Here is a 25,570-nt window from a genome sequence, read left to right as displayed (position 1 = left end):
TGCCGGCACGGCGTTGCGCCGGCGTTTCCTTTCCCTTTTTCGAGTCACGGAGTCGCCATGAGCGAGGCGCACGTATCGGTCGATGTCGCGCAGCATGCGCGTTTCAGTTTCGAAGTCACGTTTGCCGGCACCGAACTTTCGCCGGTGCTCACCGACGAGCCGCCGCCGCTCGGTGCCGGCCGCGGCCCGAACCCGGTCCGGCTGCTGGCCGCGGCGGTCGCGAGCTGCCTCGCGGCGAGCCTGCTGTTCGCGCTCGAGAAGCAGCGCGTCGATCCGCAGCCGGTCACCGCGCATATCGACGTCGACATGGTGCAGAACGATGCGGGCAGGGTGCGCGTCGGCGCGATGGCCGTGACGCTGTCGGTCGGCAAGGCATGGGCCGATCTCGCGGCGGCGACGCGCATGCTCGACCGGTTCGATGCGTATTGCGTGGTGACCGAGAGCATGCGCGAAGGCATTCCGATCGCGGTGGCGGTGCAGGACGTGAACGGTGCGGTGCTCGACCGCGAGATGACCGGCGTGTGAGCGAGCGGCAGGACCCGGCGCGTCAGGACTCGGTCGCGGCGGCGACTTCCGCCGCCTCGGCGAGCGCCTCGAGAAAGCGCGTGCGCCACCAGTGCACGTCGGTCTTGCGCACGATCGCCATCAGCGCGTCGTGACGCTGGCGGCGTTCGTCGAGCGGCATCGTGAGCGCGCGCTGGATCGCCTGCGCGGTGCCCTGCGTGTCGTACGGATTGACGAGCAGCGCAGGCTTCAGCTGCTCGGCCGCGCCCGCGAAACGCGACAGCACGAGCACGCCCGGGTCGGCCTCGTCCTGCGCGGCGAGAAACTCCTTCGCGACCAGGTTCATCCCGTCGCGCAGCGGCGTGACGAGCGCGACGCGGCTCGCGCGGTAGAGGCCCGGCAAGCGCTTGCGCGCGACGGTGCGGTGGATGTAGCGCATCGGCATCCACTCGAGTTCGCCGTAGTCGCCGTTGATCGCGCCGCACAGGCTGTCCATCTCGCGCCGCAGGTCGTCGTACGCGCCGAGATCCTCGCGGCTCGGCGCGGCGATCTGGATCAGCGTCGCGCGGTCGCGGTTCTCCGGATACTGTTCGAGCAACTGACGGAACGCGTGCACGCGCTGCGGCAGCCCCTTCGTATAGTCGAGCCGGTCGACGCCGACGAGCAGCTGGCGGCGCGAATACTCGTCGCGCATCCGCTCGAACATATCGATGCCGTCGCGATTCTCCGCGAGCGCCGCGAATTCGTCGACGTTGATGCCGATCGGGAACGCACCGGCCGACAGCGTGCGGCCGAACGCGCGCAGGCGGCCGTCCGGCAGCCGCGCGGCACCGGCTTCCGCCTCGACGTAGTGCTCGAAGTGAAGCAGGTCCGATTCGGTCTGGAAGCCGACGAGGTCGTAGGCGAACAGCGAGCGCATCAGCCACTCGTGCTCCGGGATCGCGGCCATGATCGGCGGCGGCGGCATCGGAATGTGCAGGAAGAAACCGATCGGGTTCGTGCAGCCCGTCGCGCGCAGCTCGGCGGCGAGCGGAATCAGCTGATAGTCGTGGACCCAGACGATATCGTCGGGGCGCAGCAGTGTGCTCAGCTTGCGCGCGAACAACTGGTTCACGCGCCGGTAACCGTCCGCGAAGCGGCGGTCGAACTGCGCGAGATCGAGGCGGTAGTGGAACACCGGCCACAGCACGTTGTTCGAGTAGCCGAGGTAGTACGCGTCGTAATCCTGCGGATCGAGATCGATCGTCGCGAGCTGGATGCCGCCGACGTTCTGGATCTGCACGTCTTCGCCGTGCGCGGGATGGTCGCCGTCGCCGCGCAGCCTGCCGCTCCACCCGAACCAGACGCCGCCCGATTCCTGCAGGCTGTCTTTCACGGCCACGGCAAGCCCGCCTGCCGCGGCCTTACGGGGATCTGCAATACGATTGGATACGACGACGAGTCGGCTCACCAGCTCTCCTGCGAATGGTTGGGGAAGGTTCGTGCGGCCAGGGCGTGAGGCGGACGCCGCCATCGACGCGTGGCGCGATGGGGCCGCGATACGAGCGGACGGGAATCAGGGCGCGCGATTCGCCGTTCGAACGTGGAGTGCTTTTTTAAGCATACTCGTCATTCGGCTGATTTAAAAGTGCATGACCGGGATCAACGATCCTGCCTGTCGGTGCGATGCGATGCGCGGCGTTCCGCGCGTTCGACCGGCAGGACTGGAAATTGCATGGCACTGCAGCGGCCGTGTGCGCAACGGAATGTGGAGGACCGGAGAAGGGGGAGCGAAGGCGAGGGCGATCGATGCTGTTCGATCACGCCGGCGCGGTCGATCGCGACGGTTTCGATCGACGCAGGCGGGCTGCGCCGATCGATCATGGTGGGCGTTGGCGACGCGCGGGACGCGTGGCGCGAACGCACCGGCTCGCGATCAGAACGTCGTGCGCAGGCCGGCCATCACGCTGCGGCCGCCTTCCGGCGCGAAGCCGCGCACGACCGAGGTCGCATAGCGGATCTCCTGGTTCGTCAGGTTGTCGCCGCGCAGGTACGCGAGCCAGTGCGTCGCGCCGACACGGAACTTGTACGTCAGCATCACACCGAGCGACGTGTAGCCGTCCGTCGGGAAGTCGTTGTCGGGCACGCGGTGCTGCGACCACGCGTGCGTGACCTGCGCGCGTGCGCCGAACGGGCCGTAGCCGTAGTCGGCCGCGAGCGTCGCGCGCAGCGGCGCGATGCGCGGCAGCGGCTGGCCGGTGTCGACGTTGCGCGCATGCGTGTAGTCGGCGGTCAGTTCCAGGTCCACCGTATGGCCGCGCCGCGAGAACGCGCGCCATTTGCCGTCGAGTTCGACGCCATAGAACTCGGCGCGCACGCCGCGATAAATCGCTTCGTTGAGCGTATCATCTGCGCCGGGCGCGACAGGTTCGCCATCGCCGTTCACGACGCGGCCCGTGTTGTACTCGGTCAGGTAGTTCGAGAAGCGGTTGTAGAACACACCGACGCTGCCGCGGTTCGGGCCGCTCGCGTAGCGCAGCGACAGGTCGGTCGACACGGCTTTTTCCTTCGACGCGTTCGGGTTGCCGATCAGGAACTGGCCGGTCGCATCGTGCGGGCCGTTCGAGTACAGCTCGTAGAAGGTCGGCGCGCGTTCCGTGTAGGCGACGTTCGCCGCGACCGACCACACGGGCGTCAGCGAGAACAGCGCGCCGGCCGAGACGCTGCCGGCATTGAAGTCGCGCGGCTGCGCGAGCGCGAATTTCTCCACGCCGGCCGGATCGGGATCGACCTTCACGTGCTCGAAGCGTCCGCCGAGGCTCAGCTTCAGCGCCGGGACGACCTGCCATTCCTCGAGACCGAACAGCGCGACGCTGTTCGTACGCGTGGACGGCACGAGCAGTTCGTCGCCGAGCGCCGAGAACGTGTTCTGGCCGAACTGCACGCCGATCGCGCCTTCGAACGGGCCGATCCTGCGATGCCGCGCCTCGATGCGCGCCTCGTAGCCGCGGTTGCGGAAGGTGGTGGCGGTCTCGCCGTTGTCGACTTCCTTGTGGCGATAGTCGGTGTACGCGAAGTCGAACTTCAGCTTCGTGAACGGGCCGCTCAGGTTGCGTATCTCGGACGCGAACGCGAGCCGTTCCTGGCGCATCCGCAGGCGCACGTCGTCCTCGGCGACGGAGCCGTAGTTCGACTCGTAGCCGCTGTACGACAGGCCCGCGAAACCGTCGGCCCACGTGTACGACGCGCCGAGCGCGCCGCCATGCACGCGGCCGTCGCTGTTCGGCACGTTGCCGGACGGTTGCGGCGTGTCGGGATCGTCGATCGCGCGTTGCTGGCTGCTGCGCGCGTAGCCGGGAATCCGCAGCTTGCTCGTTTCACGGTCGAATGCGTCGACATGGAACGCGAAGCGGCCGTTGCCGCCTTCGACCTGCGCGGCGCCCGCGCGCACCGAGTTCGCGCCGCCGTAGCGCGCGTCGAGCGCGCCCGTCACGCCTTCGATCGCTTCGCGCGGAATCCGGTTGTCGATCGTGTTGACGACGCCGCCGACCGCGTTGCCGCCATACAGCAGCGCGGCCGGCCCACGCACGATCTCGACGCGCTCGATCGACAGCGGATCCTGCGGCACCGCGTGGTCGTACGACAGCGACGACGCGTCGTAGGCGGCGACGCCGTTCTGCAGCAGCCGGATCCGGTCGCCGTCCATCCCGCGGATGATCGGGCGGCCGACCATCGGCCCGTAGGTGGTGGTCGACACACCGGGCAGGCCGTTGAGCGTCTCGCCGAGCGAATCGGCCTGGCGGCGCGTCAGCGCATCGCCGGACAGTTGCGCGGTCGGCGCGATCAGCTCGGTGTCGCCGAGCGGGTTCGCGGTCACGAAGATCGGCGCGAGCGGTGTGGTCTGCGGCGGCGAAGACGGGGCAGGCGTATCGGCCTGCGCGTGCGCGACGGCGGCGAAAAGCATCAGCGAAACGGGCGAGAGCGGGCGAAGCGGTAGACGAGGAAGGTCGCGCATGGTCGGTGAATCGGTTGGTATCGGATCGGAAAGCGAGCCATGCGGGCCAAGGCTGGATACGATATATTGTTGCATTTGCGGCGCGCAGTGACCCGGTTGGATTGGACTCGGCGTAGCCCGGCCACCCGGATGAGAGGGTTTCAGGTGGACGAGGTCGCGAAATGATATGTTATATCATTTCAAATTCCAAGCGAAACGGCGGCATGCCGCAGGGTTTGCGACAAACTGCGGAAATGGCGGCGAAAGCAGAGGCGGGCCGTCAAACCGGCGCCGGCACCGGCGGCCCGCGCAATATGTCTCGCGATGAATCCTCCATCATCACGCGCGTTTCCCGCTCCGTTGATACGTATCAAGTCGTTCCGGTTTCGAGCCCGGATACTGGCCCGGTCATCGACCAGACAGGAGCGACGCATGACTCAAACCATGAAGGCGGCGGTGGTCCACGCGTTCGGCGAACCGTTGCGCATCGAGGAAGTGCCGATTCCGACGCCGGGCCCGGGCCAGATCCTCGTCAACATCAAGGCGTCGGGCGTCTGCCATACCGACCTGCACGCAGCCGACGGCGACTGGCCCGTGAAGCCGACGCTGCCGTTCATTCCCGGCCACGAAGGCGTGGGCGTCGTCGCGGCGGTCGGGGCGGGCGTCACGCACGTGCGCGAGGGCGACCGCGTCGGCGTGCCCTGGCTCTACACGGCATGCGGTCACTGCGAGTACTGCCACACCGGCTGGGAAACCCTCTGCCACGGGCAGCAGAACACCGGCTATTCGGTCAACGGCAGCTATGCGGAATACGTGCTGGCCGATCCCGACTACGTCGGCCATCTGCCGGCGCAGGTCGCGTTCGACGAGATCGCGCCGATCCTGTGCGCGGGCGTGACCGTCTACAAGGGCATCCGCGTCACCGACACGCGTCCGGGCCAGTGGCTCGCGATTTCGGGCATCGGCGGGCTCGGCCACGTGGCCGTGCAGTACGCGCGCGCGATGGGCCTGCACGTCGCGGCGATCGACGTGTCTCCCGCCAAACTCGCACTCGCGCGCGAACTGGGCGCCGAGCTGACGATCGATGCGTCGGCCGACGATCCGGCGAAGGTGATCCAGAAGGAGATCGGCGGCGCGCATGGCGTGCTGGTGACGGCCGTGTCGCGCAGCGCGTTCGCGCAGGCGCTCGGGATGGTGCGACGCGGCGGCGCGGTGGCGCTCAACGGCTTGCCGCCCGGCGATTTCCCGTTGCCGATCTTCTCGACGGTGCTGAACGGCATCACGGTGCGCGGCTCGATCGTCGGCACGCGTCGCGACCTGCAGGAATCGCTCGATTTCGCGGCGGACGGGCTGGTGCGCGCGCATATCCAGCGCGACCGGCTCGGCAACATCAACGACATATTCGCGCGGCTGCGCGAAGGGAAAGTCGACGGTCGCATCGTGTTGACCGACATGCATTGACGCGCATTCGGGTGCGCTGCCGCGACGCAACGGACGTCGCGGCAGCGCTGCGCTCACCCACGCATCATGGCGCGAAGAACACGTCGGTACGGTTCGTCAGGTTGCCCGCGTTGGTCTGGACGAAGAACGGATGGAACGACGACGACGGCAGCACGTCGAGCCCCTGGTAATCGCCGATGAAGAAGCCTTCCGCATTCGGCGCGAGCTTCATGTCGAACGGGCCGCCGACGCGCCGCTCGTCCGCGAACGTGGTGCCGCCGTCATGCGAGATCTTGCGCCAGAACCCGGTCGGCAGCGTCGTCGTGTTGCCGGCCTGCAGGTCGCGGAAGTCATAGTAGTTGACCATCACCGCGCCGGCATTGTCGACGCGCACCGCCGGATTGAACGCGGGACGCCCGGTCGGCGTGTTCACTTGCAGCGGCGCGCTCCAGCTCGCGCCACCGTCCTTCGACGTCGACAGCGCGATCTCGTCGTAGTTGCCGCCGTTGAAGCGGCTGTCCTGCCACACGACGTACAACTGCCCCGACACCGGATCGATCGCGGGTTCCGGAATGATGTCGCCGGTGCGTACCGGTTCGCCGGTGTTCGGATCGGTCACGCCGACCGTCTGCAGCCCGGCGATCACCCGCGGTTTCGTCCAGGTCGCGCCGTCGTCGGTCGACTTGATGAACGCGACCTTGCCGGCCGCCTTGCTGAACGGCGGCTGGATCAGGTCGAAGAAGTCGTAGAGCGTGCCGGTCTTCGGATCGACGACGATCTGGTTGCCGATCGTCTGCTGACGCGACGGCACGTTGACGATGACCTTCGCACGGCTCCACGTCTTGCCGCCGTCGACCGTCTTCGAGAAGAACGTCGGCCCGCGGTATGCCGCCGTGTGCAGGTTCGCATACGGGTTGCCGTTCGGCAGTTCGAGGCGGTCCCACACCGCGTAGGCCGTGCCGGCCTTCACCGGGTTCGCCGTCACCGATTCCTTGTCGTTGAAGAACTGCGTCGTCGGTTCGTCGTTCGCGATCAGCACGGCCGGGCTGCTCCACGTCTGTCCGCCGTCGGTCGACACCGAAGCCGCGACCGCGTTGCTGTTGTTCGACTGGTTGAACGAGATCGATACCGAATACGCGGTGCCGTCCGGCCCGAACGAGACCCACGGATCGGACGCGCGCTCGTACTTGAGCCCGCCCGGCGCACAGGCGCTGAACGGCTGCGGCGTGCGCGCCCAGGTCGCGCCGCCGTCGAACGTGTAGCCCGCGACGAGCCCGTGGGCGCCGCCGTTCGACCAGCGGTCCTGCTGCCACACGCCGATCATGTTGGTCGGGTTCGCCGGGTTGACCGACAGCCACGGTTCGACCTCGGCGTTCACGTAGTTCGTGCCGGGGCCGCCGATGGTGCAGGCGGCGAACGGGCTCGGGCCGGACACGACCACGGGATCGGCATGCGCGGCCGCGGCGGTGGCCATCGCCACGGCCATCGCGGCGGACAGGCGGGTGAGGCGGGGGACAAGCGAGTGGGACACGATCGTGCGTCGCATGGACGGCTCCTCGTTGACGTGCGGCGGCGATGGCGCGGCACGGCGGCACGACGCGCACCGGTACGCGCGGCAATGGATGCCGTGCCACGCGTCGGATCGTGTCGTTCGGGAAGCCGCTGCGGTCATCGCAATCCGCGTGTGCTGGAGGCCGCCAGCACGTCGGTCAAGACACCTCTTCGTTTTCATTGCTTGTCGGGTGCGTCCAGGAATGCGGACGCGACGGGAAGGCCAGGCCGTGCAGTCGACGAATGCGTCGAAGTGGATTGCAATGTAGGCGATCGATATGCGGCGCGGGAGGCAATTTTTTGTAACAGTACGTAGCCGGAAAGCGTTGCCGAAGCAATGCCACCGGAACGCAAAATTTGCCGCCTGAAAGTTCGGAAAACGAATCGAAAAAACGAATCGCTATCGATTACGCGGATTCGTGCCGATGCGGCGCGCCGCCGGCGCGGTTCAGCGCTCGGCCGGAAAGCGGTCCTGCAATGCGTGCAGCCAGCGCGCGACGACGTCGAGTTCGGCGTCGGAAAAGCCGTCGCACAGCATGCCGTTCAGCTCGCGCAGCGCCACACGCGCGCGCTTGAGCGCCGCGTGTCCTTCGTCGGTCAGGAACAGGCGCGTTGCACGCCCGTCGTCCGTGTCGGCGTGACGCGCGAGCAGGCCGGCCTTCGCCATCCGGTCGGCGAGCCCCGTCATCGCGGACGGCGCCAGTTGCAGCGCCGCGCCGACTTCGCCGATCAGCGCGCCGTCCTGCCTCGCGAGGCAGAACAGCACGCCGGCCTGCGCGGCGCTCGCGCGCGCATCGGTCTCGGCCTTGCGGTCGACCCAGCGCTGCACGCGCCGCTGGCCGATGGTCAACAGGAAAAACAGTCGTCGGTCTTCGCTCAAGCTCGGTTCCCGGCTGCAATGGAAAGGGACGGGCGACCCGCATCGCGCGGCGCGTCGAGCGCCTGCGCGAGCCAGTCGGCGACCGCGGGCCACAGCACGGTGCCTGGCCGGCTGCGGAAGAAGCCCATGTGTCCGACCGGCCCGCTGCCCGCGGCGTGCGGATCGATCTGGCGGCGTTCGACGGCCGCCCGGGTCAGGTAGCTTACCAGCAGGTCGATCGCAGGCGGGTTCGCCCACGGATCGTCGTCGAAGCCGAGCACGAGGATCGGCAGCTGCTGCTTCGAGAAGCGCTCGGCCGCGCCGAGCGTCGGATCGTCGAAGAAGTAGCGCGGCAGCGTGGTCCAGCGGCTCCATTCGCGGAACACGCCGGCCGGGAGATCCTCGCCGAGGCCGAGCCGCTTGCCGGGCACGTAACCGAGCAGCGCGGACGCGAGCGGGCCGAGCACGCGCAGGATCAGCCGCACCTTCAGCCGCTCGGCCGCGCGGGCAATCAGCCGCGTGCTGCCCGCGTGCGCGGCGACGAGCACGGCCGCGCGCAGGTGCGCGGTGCCGGCCGACAACCCGATCGCATGGCCGCCGACGCTATGCCCGACCGCCAGCAGCGGCAGCCCGTCGTGCGTAGCGCGCGCCCACGCGATTGCGGCGCCGACGTCGAGCTCGACCCAGTCGCGCATGCGGGCCTGCAGCGCGCTCAGCCGCGCGGGCCGCGACGCGCCGATGCCGCGATAGTTGTAGGTGAGCGCCGCGAAGCCGCGTTCGGTCAGGAAGCGCGCGAAGCCTGCGTAGAGCCGCTCCGGCACGGCGGTGGCGGGATGGATCAACACCAGCGCGCGCGGCGGCGCGTCCGGCGACCACAGCGTGCCGCGCAGCGTGTAGCCGTCGGCGGCGGAAAACTCGATGGGTTCTGACGTCATGGCCGTCCTCGTTCCGGGTGGGTATTTCGTATGCGAAATATAGTTCGCGATGTATTTCGCGTGCGAAATATCTGTCGAGGGTTCATTCGAACGGCGTCCCGCGAAGCCCGGTTGAAGGCATCGCTTCGCGGCGATCTTTCCATAAAACATTTGCATCTTTACATAGCAGAATATTGCGTTTGTCTCATGAAGCGGATCGCCGTATCTTCATCGGTTCCATACCGTTCGCCAGCCGTCGCGCCGGGCGAACCCAAGGGCGCCGCCGTCGCGCGGCCGCCCGCCAACCTCCGGGGAGATCACGTTGTTGAGCCGAATCGTCACGGCGTTGCTGCTTGCGCTCGCCGCGCAGCCGGGCATCGCGAAAGACACCGTCACGCTGCGCGTCGGTGAACAGAACTACTTCAACATCCAGGCATCGATGGAGGCGTCCGGCGTGTTGAAGGACCTGCCTTACACGATCGAGTGGAAGCACTTCCAGGCCGCCGCGCCCGTCGCCGAAAGCCTGAACGGCAATGCGATCGACGTCGGCTTCCTCGGCGATTCCGCGCTGCTCACGCTCGCCGCGCGGGGCGCGCCGGTGAAAGTCGTCGCGGTGTCGCGGCAGAGCCTCGACGGCGTCGCGATCCTCGTGCCGAAGAACTCGCCGGTGCGCACCGTCGCCGACCTGCAGGGCAAGACCATTGCGGTCTGGCGCGGCGCGTGGAGCCAGCAGCTCGTGCTGCGCGCGCTCGAACACGCCGGCCTGCGCGCGGATTCCGTCAAGTACGCGTACCTGATGCCGATCGATGCCACCAACGCGCTCGCGAACGGCTCGGTCGACGCCGTGTCGCTGTGGGAGCCGTTCGTCAGCACGCTCGCGCTGCGCCAGGGCGCCCGGCCCGTGACGACCGCGCAGGGCCTGATGCCCGCGCTCAGCTTCGTCGCCGCGAACGAGCAGGCGGCCACCGGCAGGCGCGCGGAGATCACCGATTTCCTGAAGCGCGTGGTGGCGGCACGCCAGTGGGTCGACAGTCATCCTCGCGAGTACGCGGACCTGTGGGCGAAGCGCGCGAAGCTGGAGCCGGACGTCGCGTACCGCTGGCTCAACAACGCACACCAGCGCGTGGGCCCGGTCGACGACACGGCCGCGAAGGATGCGCAGAACACCGCCGACTTCCTGCACAAGGCCGGCGTGATTCCGGTCGCGTACGACACGGCGAAGCTGCTCGACCGCTCGTATGCGGGCGCGTTCGCGGCGTCCGCGCAAAAGACGGCCGCCGCGCAGTGAGCGTGCTGCAGCGCGCGGCCATTTCCGATCGACAACGAGAAGGACCATCGACATGCCCGTCGACATCATCGGCATGATCACCGCGACGCCCGGCGCGGAGGTCGACGTACCGGGCGGGGCCGCCGTCCAGCCCGACTACGTGCGGCGCTTCGCGCAGGCGCACGAAGCCGCCGGCTTCGACCAGATCCTGGTCGGTCATTTCAGCAACGCGGCGGACGGCTTCATCGTGGCGTCGTTCGCGGCCGCCGCGACCGAACGCATCCGCATCCTGCTCGCGCACCGGCCGGGCGTGATCGTGCCGTCGGCCGCCGCGCGGCAGATCGCGACGCTCGACGTGTTCAGCGGCGGCCGGCTCGCATTGAACGTCGTGTCGGGCGGCGACGATGCCGATCTTCAGCGCGATGGCGATTTCGTGCCGCACGACGCGCGCTACCGCCGCACCGGCGAATATCTCGACGTGCTGAAACGCATCTGGCTGGCCGACACACCGGTCGATCACGACGGCGAGTTCTATCGGCTGCATGGTGCGTCGCCGGTCGTGAAAGGCGCGCAGCGGCCGCACGTGCCGATCTATTTCGGCGGTTCGTCGCCGGCCGCGCTGGCCGTGGCCGGGCAGCACGCGGACGTCTACATGACGTGGGGCGAGCCGCTCGCGGCCGTGCGCGAGCAGATCGCGCGCGTGCGGGCCGCGGCAGTGCCGTTCGGACGCGCGCCGCGTATCAGCGTGTCGTTCCGGCCGATCGTCGCGGACACCGAAGCCGCCGCGTGGGAGAAGGCCGAGGCGATCCGTGCGCGCGTGCGCGCGGCGCGGCTCGCGAACGGCCAGCCGATCGATGGCCATGCGCCGCAGAACGCAGGCTCGCAACGCCTGATGGCCGCGGCCGCGCAGGGCGACGTGCTCGACGAGCGGTTGTGGATGGGCGTCGCGAACCTGACCGGCGCGCGCTGGAATTCGACCGCGCTCGTCGGCACGCCGGAACAGGTCGCGCGTGCGCTCGGTGCGTATTACCGGCTCGGCGTATCGACGTTCCTGATTCGCGGTTTCGATCCGCTCGACGATGCGCTGGATTACGGACGCAAGCTGATTCCTGCGATTCACGCGCACATCGCGGAACTTGACCGCCATCGCGATCGCGCGGCGGTGACGGCGTAGGAAACGACGGCCCACCCACGTCCGTTCGCCCCGGCATCTTCTTTACGGGATGCCGGGGCGATTTCATTTGCTGCCCGACCGATGCGAGCTTGATGCGCCGGCGCAAAGGCGCGTCAGCATATCGACGCATCGAATCAAAACGACGGCAATCCCGGCGGATTCGTCTCCGCGCGCGCGACCGCCTCGCTCTGCAACCCCCAGCGCGCCAGCGCCTGCCCGTAGCGGCCGTTGCCGATCAGCGCGTTCGTCGCGAGCGTCAGCGCCGGCGCGAGCCCGCTGCCGCGGCGCGTCGCGATCGCGACGTCCGCATTCGCGGGCCAGCCCGCGTTGACGACGCCGACCCGCCGGATCTTGCCGTCGCGCGCGGCCTCGTACGCGAGCGACGCGTTCGGATTCAGCTCGGCATCGGCGCGGCCCGACAGCAGCGCGACGCGTGCTGCCGCATCGTCGTCGAAATAGAGCAGTTCGGTCGGCTTCAGCCCTTGCGCGACGTTGCGCCGGTTCCATTCGAGCAGGATGCGCTCCTGGCTCGTCCCCGCGCCCGTGATGACGCGCAGGCCGGCGACGTCTTTCGGTTCGGCGATCTTCGCGATCGGGCTCGCGGTGCGCACGTAGAAGCCGTGCAGCCCGAGCCGGTAGGTCGTGAAGTCGTATTTCTCCTTGCGCTTCTCGGTCACGCCGACGTTCGAGATCACCGCGTCGTACTTGCCCGACGTGAGCCCGAGCGGCCAGTCGGCCCATGCGATCGGCACCAGAACCAGCGTGCGGCCGAGCGCGTCGGCGACGAGCTGCGCATAGTCGGGATCGGCGCCGACCACGGTGCGTGCGTCGGTCGCATAGGTCGATACCGGTGGCGCGTGCGGCGAGATCGCGACCGTGAAGGCCCCGTCGCGTACCCAGCGGTAGTTGCTTGCCGCGCGAATCGCCGCATCGTCGCGCGATGCGCGGATCCGGCCGGCCTGGCGCGGATCGAGGTCCGCCGTCGTGGCGGCGGCCTCGGCCGCGTGCCACCGGAGGCCGGCGGCGGCCGCCAGCGTGGCGGTGATGAACTGGCGTCGGTCGATCATCGTCGGTTGCCTCGCAGGTCGTGAGCGGCGTGCATCAGAGCACCCGCGACAGGAACGCGCGCGTGCGCGGATGGGCCGGCGCGTCGAGCACGACGGCGGGCGGCCCCGACTCGACGATGCGGCCGCGCTCCATGAACAGCACGTTGTCCGCGACTTCGCGCGCGAAGCCGATCTCGTGCGTGACGATCAGGAGCGTGGTGCCCGAGCGTGCGAGCTCCTTGATCACGTCGAGCACTTCGTTGACGAGTTCGGGATCGAGCGCCGACGTCGGCTCGTCGAACAGCAGCACCTTCGGGCGCAACGCGAGCGCCCGCGCGATCGCGACACGCTGCTGCTGGCCGCCGGACAGCTGGCGCGGGTACGCATCGGCTTTATCGGCGAGGCCGACGCGCGCGAGCAGCGTGCACGCGGTGCGTTCGGCGGCCTCGCGCGTGACGCCGCCAACGGCGACCGGCGCCTCGATCAGGTTCTCGAGCACCGTCAGATGCGGAAACAGGTTGAAGTTCTGGAACACCATGCCGACCGCCGTGCGGCGCTTCAGCACCTCGCGCTCCTTCAGCTCGTGCAGCACGTCGCCGTCACGCCGATAGCCGATCAGCTCGCCGTCGATGTCGATGAAGCCGTCGTCGACGCGCTCGAGATGGTTGATGGTGCGCAGCAGCGTCGACTTGCCCGAACCGGACGGCCCGACGATCACCGTCACGCTGCCGCGCGGCGCGACGAACGACACGTTGTCGAGCACGCGCTGCATGCCGAACTGCTTCGATACGTTGTGCACGGCGACTTCGCCGCCGGTGTGCTGCACCGGCGCGGCCGCGGCGTCGCCGTGGGCCGCCACGCCGGTTGCCGTTGCGTTGCGCGCCGCCGCATGCCGCCACAGCGCACTGACGCGCGCCAGCACGAACGTCAGCGCCGACGGCGGCGGGTTGCGCAGCGCGCCGCGCGCATAGTGGCGCTCGACCTGCACCTGGATCGCGGACAGCACGGTCAGGATGATCAGGTACCAGACGGTCGCGACCATCAGCAGCGGAATCACTTCGAGATTGCGCCGATAGATCACCTGCACCGTGTAGAACAACTCGGGCATCGCGAGCACGTAGACCATCGACGTGCCTTTCGCGAGCGAGATCAGGTCGTTGAACGCGGTCGGCAGGATCGCGCGCATCGCCTGCGGCAGCACGATCCGCGTGGTCTGGCGGCCGCGCGGCAGGCCGAGTGCGGCGGCCGCTTCGAGCTGCCCCTGGTCGACCGCGAGAATGCCGCCGCGAATCACTTCCGCGGAAAACGCCGCGTGGTTCAGCGAGAGGCCGAGCACGGCTGCGAGGAACGGGCTGATCAGGTCGGTGGTCGGTGTGTCGAACCACACGATGTCGGTGAACGGCACGCCGAGCCGCACGTGTTCGTACAGGTAGCCGAGGTTGTTGAGGATCAGCAGCAGCACGATCAGCGGAATCGACCGGAACAGCCACACGAAGGTCCACGCGCTCGCCGCGAGCAGTCGCGAGCGCGACAGCCGCGCCAGCGCGACGAACCCGCCGAGCGCGAAGCCGAACACCGCGCCGAGCAGCGTCAGCACCAGCGTGCGCGCGAGCCCGGACAGCACCGGCGGCGACAGGAACCATTCGGCGAACACCGGCCAGCCCCATTGCGGGTTGCCGAGGATCGAATACAGCGCGAGCGCGATCAGCACGAGCGCGAGCACGGTGCCGACGGTACGCGACCGGTGCCGGGCCGGCACGATCCGCAGGTGCGCGCCGGCGTCGCGGGCGCGGGAGGGGGAGAGCGGCGGCAGCGCGCCGCCGAGATGGGTCGTGTCGCTCATGTCGGTGAGGGTCCTCGATCGAGTGGGCCGGAAGCGCCGCGCGCGGCGGCGCGTCGGCGTCATGCGTGCGCTTCGGCCGCGTCGTCCTGTTTCTGCACCGTGCCGGGCGCCGCATGGCGGCTCGCCTTGCGCGGCAGGCCGAGGTGGTCGCGCAGCGTGCTGCCCGGCAGGTCGCGGCTATAGCGGCCGCGCGCCTCGAGTGCCGGAATCACGAGGTCGACGAAGTCGTCGACGCCCTGTGCCTGCACCGGGAAGCCGAGGATGAAGCCGTCGCCGGCACCGGCGTCGTGCCAGCGGATCAGCTCGTCGGCGACGTGCTCGGCCGTGCCGATGAAGTTCGGGCGCGGCGTCGCGACGGCGAGCGCCGTCTCGCGCAGCGTGAGGTGCTTGTGCTTTGCGTCGGCCTTGATCCGGTCTGTGGTCGAGCGGAAGCTGTTGCGGCCGATTTCGCCGAGTTCGGGGAACGGCGCATCGAGCGCGTACTGCGTGAAATCGTGGTGGTCGAAATAGCGGCCGAGATACGCGAGCGCCTCGTCGATCGTCAGCAAGTCGCGGATCGCCTGGTATTTGTCTTCCGCCTCGGCGGCCGTGCGGCCGACGATCGGCCCGACGCCCGGGAAGATCTTCACGTCGCCGGGCTGCCGACCGTGCTCGACCGCGCTTTGCTTCACGCGCCGCGTGAACGCGGCCGTTTCGTCGAGCGACGGCGAGTGCGTGAACACGGCGTCCGCGTACTTGCCCGCGAGCCCGATGCCGGTGTCGGACGAGCCGGCCTGGAAGATCACCGGCTGCCCCTGCGGCGAGCGCTGGATGTTCAGCGGGCCGGCAACCTGGAAGAAGCGGCCGTGGTGATCGAGCGTGTGGAGCTTGTCGCGATCGAAGAAGCGCCCGGTCGCGCGATCGCGCACGAACGCGTCGTCGTCCCAGCTATCCCACAGTCCCTGCACGACGTCCAGATATTCGTCAGCGATCTCGTAGCGCAGTGCGTGCTCGGGATGCACCTTGCCGAAATTCTTCGCGGTGCCTTCGAGCGGCGTCGTCACGACGTTCCAGCCCGCGCGCCCGCCGCTGATCGTGTCGAGCGATGCGAGCTGGCGCGCGACCGTGAACGGCTCGCTGTACGACGTCGAGATCGTGCCCGCGAGGCCGATCTTCTTCGTCGCGACCGCGAGCGCCGACAGCACGGTAAGCGGCTCGAAGCGGTTCAGGAAGTGCGGGATCGACTTCTCGTTGATGTAGAGGCCGTCCGCGACGAACGCGAACGCGATGCCGGCGGCTTCCGCCTTGCGCGCGATGCCGATCACGAAGTCGAGGTTGATGCTCGCGTCCGGCGGGTTGCTCGGGTGCCGCCATGCATTCATGTGGCTGCCTGCGCCTTGCAGCATCAGGCCGAAGGGAATCGATCGTCGGGTCGTCATGAGAGCGTTACGCGTTCTGGTCGGGGGAAAGGGAACGAAGGGAGCGTTCGGCCGTGAGGGCTGCCTGTACGGGGGTGATCGACTGCGCGCCGCCGAGCCATTCGGCCGACGCGAGCCGTGCCGCGTAATCGGTCACCGGCGAGTCGATCACGAACGCGTCGACGTCGAGCCGCCGGCTCAGCGCGTCGAGCGCGCGGTGGATGCGCTCGGGCGTATCGGCCAGCACGGTCGGGCGCAACTCGTCGATCCGGTAGTCGGACGCGCCGCTTTGCCGCGCGAATTCGGCCGCGGCCTGCGCGCTCGCCAGGTTGAAGCTTTGGCCGCCGGCGAACTGCAGCTTGAAGATCTTCAGCGGCCCGATCAGTTGCTCGGCCTCGTCGCGGGTCGGCGCGGCGACCGCGTACAGCGCGACGAGCGCTCGCGTGCCGCCTGCGTCGCGGTAGGCGGCGAGCGACCGTTCGAGGTTCGCGTCGTCGCCGTTGAAGTGCCCCGCGTAGCAGAAGCGCCAGCCGTGGCGGGCGGCGAGCGCGCCGCTGTCGGGCGAGCCGCCGAGCAGGATGCGCTCCGGCGCGTGCGGCGGCACCGGCATCGCGACCGCGCCGGCGAGCGGATGATCTTCGGCGACACCCCAGCCGAGGAACGCATCGAGTTCGGCAAGCTGGCCCGCGAAGCCGGGCTTCTTCGCCTTGTCGTGAAACCACTGCAGCGCGCGCGTGGTCAGCGGCAGCCCGCCGGGCGCCTTGCCGACGCCGAGATCGACGCGGCCCGGTCCGAGCGCGGCGAGCAGCTTGAAGGTTTCGGCGACCTTGAACGGGCTGTAGTGCTGCAGCATCACGCCGCCCGAACCGACGCGAATGCGCGACGTGTGCGCGAGCAGGTGCGCGACGACGATCTCGGGCGCGGAGCTCGCGAAGCCGGGCGCGCCGTGATGCTCGGCGACCCAGAAGCGCTCGTAGCCGAGCTGTTCGGCGCGCTGCGCGAGGGTCGTCGTGAAGCGCAGCGCGTCGGCGGCGGTCGCGCCGTCGGCGATCGGACTCTTGTCCAGCAATGAAAGCGAGTAAGACATGGTGTTCGGCGTTCCTGCGAAGGCGTGAAGGGGCGGCGCTCAGCTCTTCGGCAAACCCGGCGGATTCGTGCGCGACTGGTCGATCGCTTCGGACGCGAGGTTCCAGCGGTCGAGGATCTGCTGATAGCGGCCGTTCTTGATCAGCCCGTTCAGCGCGACCGTCAGCGGATCGGCGAGCCCGCTGCCGCGGCGCGTCGCGATCGCGATGTCGGCCGTGCGCGGCCAGCCGCCGCTGATCGCGCCGACGAGCCGCGTCTTGCCCTGCTGCGCGCTCTGGTAGGCGAGCACCGAGTTCACGCTGAACACGGCATCGGCGCGGCCCGACTGCACGGCGACGATCCGCATCGCCTGGTCGTCGTAGTACTGCACCTGCACCGGTTTCAGGCCGTGCGCGACGTTCTCGCGGTCCCACGCGAGCAGGATCTTTTCCTGGTTGGTGCCGGCGTCGGTCACGATGCGCAGCCCCGCGACGTCCTTCGGCTCGCGGATCGACTGGATCTTGCTGTCGTTGCGCACGTAGAAGCCGACCTGGTCCTTGCGGTAGGTCGAGAAATCGAACTTCTGCTTGCGCTCCTCGGTGACGGTGACGTTCGAGATCACCGCGTCGACCTTCCCCGATTCGAGCGCGAGCGGCCAGTCGGCCCATGCGAGCGGGACGATCTTCAGCTTGCGGCCGAGGCTGTCGGACACGAGCTGGCCGACGTCCGCGTCGAAGCCGATCACGGTGCGCGCGTCGGTCGCATACGTGCTGATCGGCGGCAGGCTCGGCGCGACGCCGATGGTCAGCGTGCCGGCTTCGGCGAACTTGAACGATGCGGGCACCGTGCGCTCGACGGCCGCATCGGCCGTGCCGCGCGGGCGGCCGCGCTGCTCGGGGCTCAGGTCGAAGGTCGCGGCGGCCGCGGCGATCGCGGTCACGCCGATCAGCGCGGCGGCCAGTGTGCGGAGCGCGCGCGGCGTGAAGGGTACGGGTCGTTGCATGGATGCGTCCTTGTTGTGTTGTCGTCGGGAGCGAGGGAGCGGAATCGGATGGCGCGACGCGTTCAGCGCGGCAGCACCGCTTCGGGCAGCGGCGCCCACAGGTCGGCGAGCGTCGACGTGCGCGACGGATCGGCGAGATCCTTGCCGAAGCGCAGGTGGAAATACGCTTCGGGGTCGATCGACGAATCGAACAGCCGCGTATAGCCGGTGCGGTCGTACAGCGCCCACGCTTCGGGCTGGCGAAAGCCGGTGGTCAGGTACACGCGCCGATAGCCCAGCTGCGCGGCGCGCAGTTCGAGTGCGTCGACGATCAGGCGCGCGAGCCCCTGGCGGCGCAGGTCCGCGCGGGTCCAGATGCGTTTGAGTTCGGCGGTCTGCGCGTCGTAGCGCTTGAACGCACCGCCGCCGATCGTCTCGCCGTCGCGCAGCAGCAGCACGAACGCGCCTTCGGGCGGCGCGAACAGCTCGGCCGGGTAGCGCGCGAGTTCGTCGCGTGCGGACGCGCGGCTGTCGGGGCGGTACGCGTCGTAGCGCGTCGCGTATTCGTCGATCAGCGCGTCGATCAACGGCTGGGCGCGGACGTCGAGCGGCGTCGTGTCGAGGATGCGGTCGTTCGTGGCCATGGGCATCGCGTAGGGCGCGCGATGCGGACGTTCCTGGCGGGGGCGGGGCACACCGCCCGGCCGGTCTGTTCCGTTATCGCGACGCGGTTGTCGTGATGACGGCGGCCGCGGTGCTTCCTGCGCTGCATCCGGCGTGCCGCCGCCGTTTCGAACACGTTAGCGGCGCGGCCGGCAAAGACGAACGAAGCAATTTCGATAAGGATTTCGCGGGGAGCGTCAGAAGGCTTGCAGGGGGAGTGGGGTGGGGGAGGCGATCGAGGGTAGTGCAGAGCCGAGCCAGTTAGATGTGTGTGCGACGCATGTGAACGCCATGAATTTGCACGATGTTGTTGTTCGATGGTCTCTGGGCATTGCCGATTGGGGGGCGATCAGACTTGGCAGGAAGCGGCCAATTTGAGTCACCCACCAGCTTCCTTCGACCGACCGCTCTCTGGTAGGCACGCGACGGCCGTGGAATCGGTTTATGCCGTTGTGCTGCTCGTCGGAGGTAAGCGAAGTCGAACCCAGACGGCTCAGCAACGCCTCGCCGACCATGGCGCGTAGCCTCTGCGTGATGGTCGGCGGAAGCGCCTCTGCGCCGCCGACCTTCCGGGTGGTGCCGCACGAGCGTCGCTCGAAGAAGCCGCGGCGGCCGGTCCCGCGGTGATCAGGTCGGCCGGCTCGTTCTTGCCATATCTCAATAGCGATTTGCGCCGCGATGGACTAACCTCTGAACGGGCGAGATGATTGCAGGGCCGTGATCCGTTCGGGGAGGCGATATGAAACACCGCGGGTTTGCATGGGTTGTCGTTGGTTCCGGCTGCGTCGCAATTAGCCTGGTTGCGCGAGCCGAGCCACCCCCGGACATCTCACCAAAACTAGCCGCCATCGGACGCGTCATCGACCCTGTCGCGACGGGTGCGCTCTACGCGCCTCGGTTGAAAGTTCAGTCCTATGCCGGCGTACATGTCACGCGAGACGCGAGCTATGGTCCGGACGAAAAGCAGCGTCTCGACATGTTCGTGCCCGAAGCCGCTCCATCGTCGCCGCGTGCCGTGATGATCTTCGTGCACGGCGGTGGCTATGTCCGCGGCGACAAGCATGCACCCGACACCCCGTTCTACGACAACATCATGCTCTGGGCCGCGAATCACGGGATGATCGGCGTGAACGTGAACTATCGGCTGGCGCCTCAAAACCGCTGGCCATCGGGCGCGGAAGACGTGGGGCTTGCGGTGCGCTGGGTGCAACAGAACATCGCCGCGCAAGGCGGCGCTCCATCGCGGATATTTCTCATCGGCCATTCGTCCGGGGCGTCGCACGTAGCCAGCTATGTCGCGCAGCCGCGCTTTTACGGACCGCAGGGTGTCGGGCTGGCAGGCGTCGCCCTGATATCGCCCAGCATCATCGATCCCGCCCGCGCGAAAGGACCGGTGCGCGACGCGTATTTCGGCGAAGACGCGAGCGTGTATGCGGAGCGGTCGTCGCTGCCCGGCATGCTGAGCACGCCGCTACCGATCATGGTGACAATGGGTGAGTTTGATCCGCCCGAAATTGAGGGTTACGCGACGCAACTGAGGGCAGCGCTATGCGATGCACAGCGCTGCCCGACGTGGACACGCTTCGCGGGACACAATCACATGTCCGTGGTCGACTCGTTCAACACAGCCGACGATGAAGTCGGCGCGGCATTGCTCGCATTCATGCAGGCGAGCCGATAGCGCTTTACTTGTAGAGACTTGCATCAGCCCGCTCCTGCTTGCCTTTGCCTGTCTCACGGGCTTGCCTGCGGATGCAGGGCCCGCGGCGTCAGTCTTGAGACATTCAATTCTCTGAGCCTTCCGTGGTACCGACAATTGGCTGTCGCTGAAGAGCCTTCCTGCCTGGAATCGGGCACGAAGCTGGCACCCGGCCCCGACAGCACGCAGCGCCGCTCCTTGATGCCTTGTCCGACGTGGCAACCGGACGGACGTCTATATTCGTCGCCGCGCCCGCGCCTGATTGATTTCAGGCGTGACCAGCAGGAACGGCTGAAATCCGCAACACAGTCGACATTCGGTGGCGCTTAACGAGCGGGCGAGACGGGGCGGGGACGGCCGATCGCGTCGGGCAGATGTCGGCCAGGAGCGGTCAATCGACGGCATCGGAGAGATCGGTAACAATCAGTCCAGTTCTTATGGGGCAGGGAAACGTACATCGCCGGCAAACAACCGAGACGCAACTAGAACAAAGTGCTTGAGACAAGGGGCACGAATATGCGATCCAGTCTTCACTCTTACATTTCGATTGCTACGACATTTGTTCTCTGCCTGTGTCTTGGGGCTTGCAAGCAGGAACAGGGCAAGTGGCCTGCTCTATTGCAAAACGTGACGGCGAGTGGTGGTTACTGGGGCGCGTGCCCGCCTAAGGACAGGATCGGACAGGAAACGTTGAAAACCATGGGGCGGCTTGGAACATCGCCTGAACTTGACGCCCGATTGAATGCCGGTTTCCCTCCTGGATCGGATGCTCAGAAACTCGAAAGGATCCTTGCTGAACAAGGATTTCACCTTGACGGTGTCTGCCAGACAGACCGGTCGATTCATGCTGCCGACTTTTTCCGTAAAGGCGAGGGCTTCCTATCTTACGGTGTGTCCGCAGAAGTCTATTGGAAAGTGGATCAAATCGGAAAAATCGAGTGGACGAAAGGATTTGTTATGTTTGTCGGCTTATAGACATCGTCGGATTGTTGACAACAAAGACTGTGGTTGGTCGATTGAATGACCGTTTGCAAATCACTAAAGGACCGCTTCGGGTCGGTACCGGTCATGACGCGCCATCTACGCAGCGGCCCTCATCCCATCGAACCACGACGTGCGTCTAGTTCGCCCGTCCGTCGAATTGTGTGGCGAACCGCGTCATCGCATCACCGAGACGACTGGCATTTTCGATATCGAGCACCGCTTCGCCGCATGCCGGGCAGAAGTCGCCCGTTATACCTCCAACGACCGTGGCCACACGCTGAAACGCATACGGAATATCGCGTGTGTCGCGAACCAGTTCGACTTCACCGCAGGCCGGACATTTCATCTTCGTGATCTCCTCGACGACTCGATCACGCACATTACCCGCGCACATCACCCGATGACCCGCGGCGGCGTCGACGCCTCCGCCAGCTGAAACAGGCAATCGCCGCGCCGCACCTGCGCGGGCACACGCTTGCACACCACTTCACCATCGCCCTTGAAGCGATGCAGCACCGGTTCGCGCAGCGGCGTATCGGGGAAGTGCACCCACGCGGCCGGCTGGCCGGCCTTCACCTGGTCGCCGAGTTCGACGAGCGGTTCGTACAGCCCGCGTTCGTACGCGTAGACGAAGTGACGATCGCCGTCGACGCGCAGGAAGCGCGTGACGGTCGGCGGCGCGTCGGGCACGAGCGCGCCGTGCAGCAGGCCGATGTAGCCGAGATAGTGCAGCAGCCCGTGGCGGCCGAGCCGGATCAGCGACGGATCGGCCATCCCCGCACCGCCGAGTTCGGTCACGATCGAGATCGCGCCCTGCCGGCGCGCGGCCGAGGCCGAATGCACCGGGTTCGGCGCGTGCAGCAGCGCGTTCGGCAACCCGAACGCGACGAGCAGCCCGTTGAGCTTCGCCGCTTCGTCGTCGTCGAGCGGGTCGATCGCGAGCATGTTGCCGCCCTGGTACAGCAGCGAGCTGCCGCCCGAATGCAGGTCGACCAGATACTGCGCGCGCGACAGCAGCGCATGCTCGATGTAGTGGGCGATCATCTGCGTCGGCGTGCCGGTCGGGTCGCCGGGAAAGCTGCGGTTCAGGTTGCCTTCGTCGAGCGGCGACACGCGCAGGCCCGCGTCGGCCGCTGGGAAATTGGCCATCGGCAGCAGGATCAGCTGCCCGGTGACGCTCTCCGGGTCGATCTCGCGCATCAGCTGCGACACGATGATCTGGCCTTCGTATTCGTCACCGTGGTTGCCGGCCATCACGAGCGCGACCGGGCCGTCGCCATTGCGGATCGACGCGATCGGGATCGGCAGCCAGCCGTACGCGGAGCGATGCACCGAATGCGGCAGGCGCAGATAGCCCGCATGCTTGCCTTGCGCATCGAGATCGATTTCGCAGTGGATGGGATTTCGGTGTGAGGAGGAGGCGGTCATGGCGACATCGTTCGAAGAACGGGAATCTGCCATCTTATCGGGAAACGACCGCCGCGCGGCGCGCGGTGCGGCCGATGTAGAGCGCCGTCAGGCGGCCCGTGCGCGAACGCGCGGCAAGCGCAACCGGAGCAGCCGCGCGCGATGTTGCAGCGCTGAAACGCATGCCGGCGTGCGGGCCGGCCGCCTGCGCACGCCGCGCTGCGCGTCAGCCCCTTGCCGCGACGGCGCCGGCGCGCGAGCGCGTCAGCGGCCCGATGTTTCAGCCTCGATACGGCCTTCTTCCCACAGCGTCCAGAAACGGCTGCCGGCGCGATACGGATTCGCGCGCCGCGCCGCGTGATCGGTGACGCCCTGGCGAAACGCGCCGTACAGCGTCAGCGGCGGATGGTCGACGCACGCGGCTTCACGCGCGGCGGGCATGCGGCGCTCGGAAACGAGCCGCCGGATCAGCGAGGCACCGTCGATCACGTCCAGTTGATCGATCGTTTCCGCGCGGCTGAGGACTTCGACGGTATTCATGAGTGGCCTCCCTGACATGCTGTTTCCTGGTCAAGGAGCAATAAGAGTGCCAGCCATGAAATGCCGCGCGCCGTCGCGATCGTGCGGGCTTCTGCGGCGAACGCTACGCGCGGCGCGGGCCGATGTTACGGAACACGTCACGTGACACGGGCGGCCGCGGCGGAACACCCGCGCGCACGCGTCGAACCACGCAAGGCGTTTCCGGAATGAATCGCGGGAAGCGAACGGGCGAGCAGGACAGTGCGGCGGCGGCCGGCGGGAACGGGCTCGCGCTCAACTCGCGGTCGCGGGCGTCACGCGGCTGCTTCCGGCCGAATAGAAGCGGTAGATGCCCTTGCCGGCCGACTTCGCGTCGTACAGCGCGCTGTCGGCCTGCCGGATCAGTTCGTCGGGGGAGCCGTGCCCGTCATCGAGCGCGATGCCGATGCTGATCCCGAAGACGACGGTCTCGCCGATCGACAGCGTGTACGGTGCCGAGATCTGCCGGATGATCCGCGCGGCGAGGACCGAGCACGCCTGCATCGTGGTCGCGTCGAGTGCGACGATGAACTCGTCGCCGCCTACCCGCGCCGCCAGTTCGCCGGGCGGCAGCGTCTTGCCGAGCCGCTCGGCGACCTGCATGAGCACTTCGTCGCCGGCCTGGTGGCCGAAGCGGTCGTTGATCGCCTTGAAGCCGTCGAGGTCGAGATACATGACGGCGAGCGCGGGGCTCGGCAGGTGCGGCCGGTGCGCGAGCATCCGTTTGAGTTGCGCATGCAACTCGTGGCGGTTCGGCAATCCCGTCAGTGCGTCGTGCCGCGCGAGGTGCCGGATATGCTGCTCGGTCTGGCGGCGCGCGGTGACGTCCTCGACGATGATCACCGCGTTGCCGTCCGGCACGCGGTGGCGCGTGAGTTCGAGCTGGCGGCCGTCGGCGAGCGCGATGTCGAGCGGCTCCGGTTCGTCATGGTTCAGCCAGAGGTCGCATTGCACGGCGAGACTGGCGCCGTCGGGATCGGTGAGCGCGTTCGCGCCGAGCGCCGCGACGACGTCGGGCAGCGGCGTGTCCAGCATGATCTCGCGCGGCGAGCCGAACAGTTGCGCGGTGCGCCGGTTCGCGACGATCACGCGGCTTTCGCCGTCGATCATGCACAGGCCGTGCGGCATGTAGGTAAGGGCGGCGTCGAAGCGCGCGACGAGCTCGGCGTTGCGCTGGCGTGCGGCGATCAGCGCGACCAGCACGCGGTAATGGCGCTCGACGACCGTACGCATGGCCGCGAGATAGATCACGAGCGGCGGCAGCAGCAGCCATGCGCCGGGCCGCTGGACCAGCAGCGCGCCGACGCCGATCGGCACGACGCCGAGCGTGACCTGCGTCATCGCGAGCCGCGGCAGCGCCGAATTGCGCGACGCGATCCCGCCGAACACGCCGCCCGCGACCATCACCGCCAGCGTGCCGAGCTCGACGTCGGGCGCATCCACGCAGCCCATCACGCCGACGCCGAGCACGAAGCACGCGGCGAGCGACACGGGCGCATAGCGCCGTGCCCAGTATTCGGCGCGATCGTCGCCGGCGGCACGACGTACCGCATACGCACGTGCGATCGCGAGCCGCGCGGCGAGCAGGCCGACATCGACGACGAGCCACACGAAACACCAGAGTTGTTGCAGCCGGATCAGCGCGATCGCCGCGACGAACGCGCTGGCGAGGCCGGACAGCGCCATCGGACGCACGTCCTCGAACAGCGTGACGAGCATCGACGGGCGCAGCGCGGCCGTCACGTAGTGATCGCCGCAGGGGGGCGTGGCGAGAACGGCGTTCAGGAGGCGTGCCTTGACTGCCATGGCTATTTTGACCTCGACACGATGCGGTGCATCGCCGGCCGCCCCGCCCCGCCCGGCACGGGGCGGGATGACCGGCGAACCGGATGCGCATGACATTACCATGAAACATCGGCCGCGCGTGCCATGCGCGGACGTCGGCGCGTCGTCGTCAACCTCGTCCGCGCGCGTCTTGCGGATTCGCCGATGCGCAGGCAGGATCGTTGCCGACGGAACGATCTCGGGCAGCTGCGCGCGGACCGTTTCGGCGCGCGCCGCACGGGGGCCGCCGATGGCGCACGATGCGGCCGGCAGCCATCGATGCGGCCGGCGCGACACCGCGCCGTCGCGCTCGTGTGCCGCCCGCGACCGGGCGCCGCAGCTCGTCCGAATCCCGTTATAAGAAATCCGATAAGCATTTCATGTGAGAAATACTATAGGCGATATATCAAAAACAATGCC

Annotated in this window: 21 protein-coding genes; 6 read left to right on the top strand and 15 right to left on the bottom strand. The window is 68.0% G+C overall.

Translation table 11 applies throughout. The features are described 5' to 3' along the window. Positions 1-57 precede the first annotated feature (57 nt). Positions 58-525 carry an OsmC family protein gene (locus tag U4Y91_RS19740; protein WP_321806478.1) on the top strand — a complete coding sequence of 156 codons (468 nt, stop codon included), beginning with the start codon at positions 58-60 and terminating at the stop codon, positions 523-525. Between the two features lie 22 nt (positions 526-547). On the opposite strand, the gene otsA is transcribed toward U4Y91_RS19740, so the two are convergent. Continuing rightward, complete coding sequence (gene otsA / locus U4Y91_RS19735) at positions 548-1,954, bottom strand: alpha,alpha-trehalose-phosphate synthase (UDP-forming) (RefSeq protein ID WP_321806477.1); 1,407 nt, start codon at positions 1,952-1,954, stop codon at positions 548-550. A gap of 465 nt (positions 1,955-2,419) precedes the next feature. Further along, positions 2,420-4,447, bottom strand: coding sequence for a TonB-dependent receptor (locus tag U4Y91_RS19730; protein WP_321806476.1), 2,028 nt, complete (start codon positions 4,445-4,447; stop codon positions 2,420-2,422). 462 nt (positions 4,448-4,909) lie between these two features. On the opposite strand from U4Y91_RS19730, the gene adhP reads away from it, so the two are divergent. Further along, the gene (gene adhP, locus U4Y91_RS19725) at positions 4,910-5,938 is read left to right on the top strand and encodes an alcohol dehydrogenase AdhP (protein ID WP_321806475.1); all 1,029 of its coding nucleotides are present in this window, start codon (positions 4,910-4,912) and stop codon (positions 5,936-5,938) included. A gap of 64 nt (positions 5,939-6,002) precedes the next feature. Here adhP and U4Y91_RS19720 read toward each other — a convergent pair whose 3' ends face one another. The 3 genes from U4Y91_RS19720 to U4Y91_RS19710 form a co-directional block, all read right to left on the bottom strand. After that, positions 6,003-7,463 (bottom strand): sialidase family protein, encoded by a 1,461-nt coding sequence (locus U4Y91_RS19720; protein WP_321806474.1) that lies wholly within the window; start codon positions 7,461-7,463, stop codon positions 6,003-6,005. A 453-nt stretch (positions 7,464-7,916) separates the two neighbouring features. Continuing rightward, positions 7,917-8,348, bottom strand: coding sequence for a MarR family winged helix-turn-helix transcriptional regulator (locus tag U4Y91_RS19715; RefSeq protein ID WP_321806473.1), 432 nt, complete (start codon positions 8,346-8,348; stop codon positions 7,917-7,919). Next, positions 8,345-9,262: a serine aminopeptidase domain-containing protein gene (locus U4Y91_RS19710; RefSeq protein ID WP_044844586.1), complete on the bottom strand. Its 918-nt coding sequence runs from the start codon at positions 9,260-9,262 to the stop codon at positions 8,345-8,347. The genes U4Y91_RS19715 and U4Y91_RS19710 overlap by 4 nt, the downstream gene beginning before the upstream one ends. A gap of 301 nt (positions 9,263-9,563) precedes the next feature. On the opposite strand from U4Y91_RS19710, the gene U4Y91_RS19705 reads away from it, so the two are divergent. Together U4Y91_RS19705 and U4Y91_RS19700 are read left to right on the top strand one after the other, a co-directional pair. Beyond that, positions 9,564-10,529: an ABC transporter substrate-binding protein gene (locus tag U4Y91_RS19705; RefSeq protein ID WP_321806472.1), complete on the top strand. Its 966-nt coding sequence runs from the start codon at positions 9,564-9,566 to the stop codon at positions 10,527-10,529. A gap of 52 nt (positions 10,530-10,581) precedes the next feature. Further along, positions 10,582-11,682, top strand: coding sequence for an LLM class flavin-dependent oxidoreductase (locus tag U4Y91_RS19700; protein WP_321806471.1), 1,101 nt, complete (start codon positions 10,582-10,584; stop codon positions 11,680-11,682). A 134-nt stretch (positions 11,683-11,816) separates the two neighbouring features. Here the strand turns inward: U4Y91_RS19700 and U4Y91_RS19695 are convergent, their stop codons facing one another. The 6 genes from U4Y91_RS19695 to U4Y91_RS19670 all read right to left on the bottom strand — a co-directional run bounded on the left by U4Y91_RS19695 (position 11,817) and on the right by U4Y91_RS19670 (position 18,659). Beyond that, on the bottom strand, positions 11,817-12,749 hold the full coding sequence (locus tag U4Y91_RS19695; protein ID WP_321806470.1) for an ABC transporter substrate-binding protein: 933 nt from the start codon (positions 12,747-12,749) through the stop codon (positions 11,817-11,819). A gap of 34 nt (positions 12,750-12,783) precedes the next feature. Next, positions 12,784-14,571 (bottom strand): amino acid ABC transporter permease/ATP-binding protein, encoded by a 1,788-nt coding sequence (locus U4Y91_RS19690; protein ID WP_321806469.1) that lies wholly within the window; start codon positions 14,569-14,571, stop codon positions 12,784-12,786. A 59-nt stretch (positions 14,572-14,630) separates the two neighbouring features. Further along, positions 14,631-15,989, bottom strand: coding sequence for an LLM class flavin-dependent oxidoreductase (locus tag U4Y91_RS19685; RefSeq protein WP_321806468.1), 1,359 nt, complete (start codon positions 15,987-15,989; stop codon positions 14,631-14,633). Between the two features lie 7 nt (positions 15,990-15,996). Then, on the bottom strand, positions 15,997-17,055 hold the full coding sequence (locus tag U4Y91_RS19680; RefSeq protein WP_321806467.1) for an LLM class flavin-dependent oxidoreductase: 1,059 nt from the start codon (positions 17,053-17,055) through the stop codon (positions 15,997-15,999). A 39-nt stretch (positions 17,056-17,094) separates the two neighbouring features. Further along, complete coding sequence (locus tag U4Y91_RS19675) at positions 17,095-18,036, bottom strand: ABC transporter substrate-binding protein (RefSeq protein ID WP_321806466.1); 942 nt, start codon at positions 18,034-18,036, stop codon at positions 17,095-17,097. A gap of 62 nt (positions 18,037-18,098) precedes the next feature. Beyond that, on the bottom strand, positions 18,099-18,659 hold the full coding sequence (locus U4Y91_RS19670; protein ID WP_321806465.1) for a GNAT family N-acetyltransferase: 561 nt from the start codon (positions 18,657-18,659) through the stop codon (positions 18,099-18,101). A 917-nt stretch (positions 18,660-19,576) separates the two neighbouring features. Here U4Y91_RS19670 and U4Y91_RS19665 point away from each other — a divergent pair. Both U4Y91_RS19665 and U4Y91_RS19660 read left to right on the top strand, forming a co-directional pair. Next, a complete protein-coding gene (locus U4Y91_RS19665) occupies positions 19,577-20,359 on the top strand; it encodes an alpha/beta hydrolase (protein WP_321806464.1) in 783 nt (260 codons plus the stop codon). A gap of 708 nt (positions 20,360-21,067) precedes the next feature. Beyond that, positions 21,068-21,352, top strand: coding sequence for a hypothetical protein (locus U4Y91_RS19660; protein WP_155636938.1), 285 nt, complete (start codon positions 21,068-21,070; stop codon positions 21,350-21,352). 145 nt (positions 21,353-21,497) lie between these two features. On the opposite strand, the gene U4Y91_RS19655 is transcribed toward U4Y91_RS19660, so the two are convergent. The 4 genes from U4Y91_RS19655 to U4Y91_RS19640 all read right to left on the bottom strand — a co-directional run bounded on the left by U4Y91_RS19655 (position 21,498) and on the right by U4Y91_RS19640 (position 25,132). Further along, positions 21,498-21,707, bottom strand: a complete 210-nt coding sequence (locus U4Y91_RS19655) for a type II toxin-antitoxin system MqsA family antitoxin (protein WP_321806463.1) — start codon at positions 21,705-21,707, stop codon at positions 21,498-21,500. 47 nt (positions 21,708-21,754) lie between these two features. After that, positions 21,755-22,789 (bottom strand): succinylglutamate desuccinylase/aspartoacylase family protein, encoded by a 1,035-nt coding sequence (locus U4Y91_RS19650; protein WP_321806462.1) that lies wholly within the window; start codon positions 22,787-22,789, stop codon positions 21,755-21,757. Between the two features lie 243 nt (positions 22,790-23,032). Further along, positions 23,033-23,308, bottom strand: coding sequence for a hypothetical protein (locus tag U4Y91_RS19645; protein WP_321806461.1), 276 nt, complete (start codon positions 23,306-23,308; stop codon positions 23,033-23,035). Positions 23,309-23,581: 273 nt separating this feature from the next. Further along, positions 23,582-25,132, bottom strand: a complete 1,551-nt coding sequence (locus U4Y91_RS19640) for a diguanylate cyclase domain-containing protein (RefSeq protein ID WP_321806460.1) — start codon at positions 25,130-25,132, stop codon at positions 23,582-23,584. Between the last annotated feature and the right edge of the window lie 438 nt (positions 25,133-25,570).

It is taken from the genome of Burkholderia sp. BCC1993 (assembly GCF_905339865.1).
Taxonomy (GTDB): Bacteria; Pseudomonadota; Gammaproteobacteria; order Burkholderiales; family Burkholderiaceae; genus Burkholderia.
Note: the sequence above shows the minus strand (reverse complement) of the source record. Positions and strands in the feature narration are given on the sequence as shown.